General features: G+C 43.0%; 3 protein-coding genes. 2 read left to right on the top strand and 1 reads right to left on the bottom strand.

What is annotated here, in order from left to right:
• The first annotated feature begins 207 nt into the window (after nucleotides 1-207).
• Together GNF10_RS35280 and GNF10_RS35275 are read left to right on the top strand one after the other, a co-directional pair.
• Nucleotides 208-1,590, top strand: coding sequence for a DUF2252 domain-containing protein (locus GNF10_RS35280; RefSeq protein WP_185580478.1), 1,383 nt, complete (start codon nucleotides 208-210; stop codon nucleotides 1,588-1,590).
• A gap of 28 nt (nucleotides 1,591-1,618) precedes the next feature.
• Nucleotides 1,619-3,334, top strand: coding sequence for a SulP family inorganic anion transporter (locus GNF10_RS35275; protein ID WP_185580479.1), 1,716 nt, complete (start codon nucleotides 1,619-1,621; stop codon nucleotides 3,332-3,334).
• A 66-nt stretch (nucleotides 3,335-3,400) separates the two neighbouring features.
• Here the strand turns inward: GNF10_RS35275 and GNF10_RS35270 are convergent, their stop codons facing one another.
• The gene (locus tag GNF10_RS35270) at nucleotides 3,401-4,429 is read right to left on the bottom strand and encodes an IS630 family transposase (protein WP_311774266.1); all 1,029 of its coding nucleotides are present in this window, start codon (nucleotides 4,427-4,429) and stop codon (nucleotides 3,401-3,403) included.
• Between the last annotated feature and the right edge of the window lie 360 nt (nucleotides 4,430-4,789).

Below are 4,789 nucleotides of genomic sequence, written 5' to 3'. Positions count from 1 at the left end.
TAAGTTGATAGCTGAGTGTGACTGGGAGCCAGAACACGGCTTAGAAGTACGCTTTCGCAATGGAGTAGCAGACGATGCAGATCAGATAGGTGAAACAGGACGGTAAAAACTATATACCTTGGCATAAAACCGTGGTGAATTGAAGCATAGCGCTTATATACTACGATTACTTATTAACAAGAGCTAAATAGCCTTAACCTGTCACAGATGGTCAACCCCAAATACTCCCATGAGAACTTACCTCTACAGTGGCTCTCTCGTGCTGAAGGTAGCGCGATGGGAAAAGCCCTACGAGATCGAGTGCCGCGATCTAGCCATGAAGAGTGGAAACCTGCCCCCAATCGTCCTGACTCAGTTGCGCTGCTGGAGGAATCCAACCAAGGAAGATTGCTGGAATTGGTGCCGATTCGGTATGGACGAATGCTGAAATCTCCTTTTGCATTTCTGAGGGGGGCAGCGAATATCATGGCAGCCGATCTGAGCGAAACTCCCAAGACAGGAATCAAAGTACAGACTTGTGGAGACAGCCATTTGTCCAACTTTGGTGGATACGGTACACCAGAGAGAAATCTCGTCTTTGATGTCAATGACTTCGACGAAACCCTTTGGGCCCCTTGGGAATGGGATGTTAAGCGTTTAGCTACAAGCATTGTGGTGGCAGGTAGATACCTCAAACTAAGAGACAAAATCAGTCGGGCAGCAGCGATGGCATCTGTGCAGTCTTACCGAGAACGGATGAATGAGTACGCCCAAATGACTGCTCTGGAGGTATGGTATGCCCACATTGGGGTGGAATCGCTACTCACCTTTACTACTCACACTAAAGAACTAAATATTGTCAAAAGTGAAGTGAAAAAAGCAAGGGCGTTCAAGCCTGTTTTGGATCTGCACAAATTAATCGAAACAGTGAAAGGACAGCGCCGTTTTATTGACAATCCTCCCTTATTATTCCATCCGTCACCTGGAGATCCGCTTGTATCAGAGATGTTATCCGTTTTTCATAAATATCGGAAAACCCTACGTGAGGATTCCCGTATTTTACTAGACCAATATCAGATTGTTGATGTAGCAATGAAGGTAGTGGGTGTTGGCAGTGTCGGTACACGCTGTGGTGTTGCCCTCCTGGTGACAGGGGATAATGACCCTTTATTTCTGCAAATTAAAGAAGCTCGTGCTTCAGTACTGGAACCCTATGCAGGAAAAAGTAGTTATGAGAACCATGCCCAACGGGTTGTAGCAGGACAGCATTTGATGCAAGAAGCCAGCGATATCTTCCTGGGCTGGACAAAAGGCGATAGTGGTCATGACTTCTACCTGCGGCAACTCAGAGATATGAAAACTTCCGTCGAGATTGAAGGAATGTCGGAGACGGATTTGAAGGGCTACTCCCATTTATGTGGTTGGGCGCTGGCGCGTAGTCATGCTCGTTCGGGGAATCGATTTGCTATTAGTGGTTATCTCGGTCAAAGTGACACATTTGAGCGGGCGATCGCTAATTTTGCAGTAGCTTACGCCGATCAGACCCAGAGGGATTACGAAGCACTAGCTGATGCAGTTGCGGCAGGGCAGATTAAGGCAATCGAGGAATAATTTTGGACAAGGATTTCAATCCGAAATAATGAAGAAATTGAACGCAAATACAGCCCAGCATCCAACTAAAAAGCGATTTCGCCTGTTTCAGGGAATTTTACCTTTGGCCGGAGCCAGAATTGGAAATGATATCGTTGCGGGTATTGTGCTAGCAGCACTGGGCATTCCAGAAGTCATGGGATACACAAAAATTGCCGGAACGCCCATTGCCACAGGTCTTTATACACTTATTCTTCCAGCCTTGGCGTTTGCGCTTTTTGGATCTTCTCGCCATCTGGTGGTCGCTGCCGACTCTGCAACAGCTGCAATCCTAGCAGCTGGGCTATCAGGCTTGGCAGCGTTGGGGAGTTCCCAATATTTAGCGGATTCAGAATTAGTCGCCATTTTAGTAGCTGGACTTTTACTGTTAGCACGCCTGTTTCGATTGGGTTTCCTAGCGGATTTTCTGTCGCGTACCGTGTTGGTAGGTTTCTTGACTGGGGTAGGAATTCAAGTAGCGATCGGTCAATTAGGTGGATTGTTGGATCTTAAGGGTGGGGGAAATAATCCAATCCAGCAAATCATTAATACCTTTGAAGGTCTGCCCCATGTTAACCCATTAACGATCGCGATCTCTCTAGCTGTCTTGATTACCATTAAACTATGCGACAGATTGCTTCCAAAATTTCCAGGTGCTTTGCTGGCTGTAATAGTAGCAATTATTGGCAGTTGGCTGTTTAACTTTGCTAGTCATGGAGTTATGGTAGTTGGATCTATCCCCAGCGGACTGCCATCCTTTGGGTTTCCCACTGTTGCTCTGAGTGAAATTGGGCAATTATTTGGCATTGCCCTATCGTGCTGTATCGTCATTGTTGCCCAAAGTGCAGCGACCTCACGCGCTTACGCCTTCCGATACAACGAGGACTTTAAAGAAAATATTGACCTTGAGGGTTTAGCTCTGGCGAATCTGGCGGCGGGGATGAGTGGAACCTTTGTGGTCAATGGTAGCCCGACCAAAACTGAAATTGTTGACACAGCAGGAGGACAAAGCCAAGTAGCTCAACTGACCACAGTAGCAATGGTGTTAGTAGTTATCCTCTTCTTCACTCAACCAATTAGCTATTTGCCGAATGCGGTTTTAGCAGCAATTGTATTTTTGATTGGACTAAAATTGATTGACATTCAGGGGATGAAGAAAATATTTTCGACCCATCGTGACGAGTTTTATCTTGCGCTCGTTACTACTGCTACGGTTGTTTTTATCGGTGTTAAAGAGGGTATTGTTTTAGCAATTATTTTGTCGCTGATCTTGCATGTGCGTCATAGTTACCGACCGCATTCAGCCATCATTATTCCCGATGCTCAGAGATTATGGCAGCAGATCCCTGTGCGTATCGGCAGTGTATCAGCATCTGGTCTGATCGTTTATCGGTTTAGTAGAGACTTGTTTTATGCTAATGCCAGCTTCTTTTCAGAGGAGGTGCAAAATCTCGTGAAAAATGCTGAATCACCCGTGCAGTGGTTTATTCTGGAGTCGAGAGCAATTACTGAAATCGACTACTCCGCATCCCAAACGATTCGGGATGTCGTCAAGGAATTATCCCTTCAGAACGTAACTTTTGTCGTGTCCGGTCTGTCGCCGGAGGTAAAAGTCCAGTTCGAGCGGGACGGGCTGACAGATTTAATCGGAGCTAATCGGTTTTTTAACCACTTAGAAGAGGCGTTGGCGGCTTTCCACGAAGTTGGCAACGAACAATCAACTTAAAGTAATTACAAGTCACTGTGCAGTCGTCGCTCATGAGCGACTAATAGCCAGACTACTATAGCAATCCTATTTGAGATCCGAACAGGGTTCATACTGATGCAGCTTGGGAAAATCAAATTCTTGGTGATTGGTGAAGAACTTAAACAGCCACTTGACAAGAGAAAAAGATTTGCACAAATGCCAATACTTTCTCAAAAAGTTTTTGGTCTGTAACCAAACATCTTCTACAGGATTTTGTTCAGGGGCATTAGGGGCAAATCGAATACAAGTAATTTGCCACTGTTCTGGTTGATGGTGATCGTTAACGCTTGACAAAAACTTTTTAACTTCGTCCGACCTATGATAACTAGCTCCATCCCAAATTAAAGCAATTCTTTTTCCGGGACGTTGGTTTTGTAGATACTTAATGAAATTTACTGTACTTGATGAATTTCCAGTCGGATACTCGTGAACGATAAACTCTTGTGTTTTATAATCTAATGCTCCAAAATAAGTTTGTTTATCTTTAATATTTTTAATGGCAATTTCAATTCTGATATCTGTCTTTCCCCAAACGTATCCGCAGACATCATTTGCAAGTAAATGGCACTCATCCACAAAAAAGACAACTAGATGTCCTGACTCTATCTCAGTTTGGTTCTGAGTCAGAAAATTGATAATTTCTTCCCTCTTGATTTTGACCAAATCTGGATTGAAATTCGGGTTGATTTTCTGAGATTTCTTCCAACTAATCCTTGCCGATGACAGCAAATCATAGTAGCTTTGTTTTGATTGATAAATGACACCATAATTCTCATCTAGATGATTCACCAATTCATCTATATTGCAATACTCTTTTTCTCTCAACCATCTGATAATTTCTGTATGTTGTTCTGTTGTTAAATAACTCTTCGCACCTTTATAACCTAACTTGATACCGTCTATTCCTTCAGCTTCAAATCTTTGTTTCCAATTTGTAATACAAGACTTATTCATTCCCACAAGTTTAGTAATCTGAGAGTATGGTTCACCCTGTAACACCATTTTTACTGCTATTGCCCGTTTAAGTTCTCTCGCTTCTGGATGACTGTGAATGAACTCTGTTAAAATTCCTATTCTGTCTGATTTTTGTTGTTGTTCTAGTAAAAAGTTCTTCATCGGTATAATCTGTCATCAAGGCTTTAGTATAAACGTATCATAAGTTTGTATCTCATTTAGGATTGCTATATCTATTTATAGATTGCCAAGAGTGCGATTGCTTACCATCTAATTTATTAGGTTAAGACTTATTCTGTTGAGGAATCTAATAAAAACCTCTGTCTTAGTTAGTCCACTATCAATACTGCTCGGTTAAGGAGAAATAGAGGTAAAACAAAGAAAATAGTGTTCGCGGATGTTTTACGCGAATAAAAAGATGGGACTTACTTTTTCTCTTTGAGGCTATCGTACAAGTCCACCCAATTTTGACGAAGAGAG

Origin of the sequence: Nostoc sp. UCD121, assembly GCF_014222285.1 — a bacterium.
Lineage (GTDB): Bacteria > Cyanobacteriota > Cyanobacteriia > Cyanobacteriales > Nostocaceae > Nostoc.
Note: the sequence above shows the minus strand (reverse complement) of the source record. Positions and strands in the feature narration are given on the sequence as shown.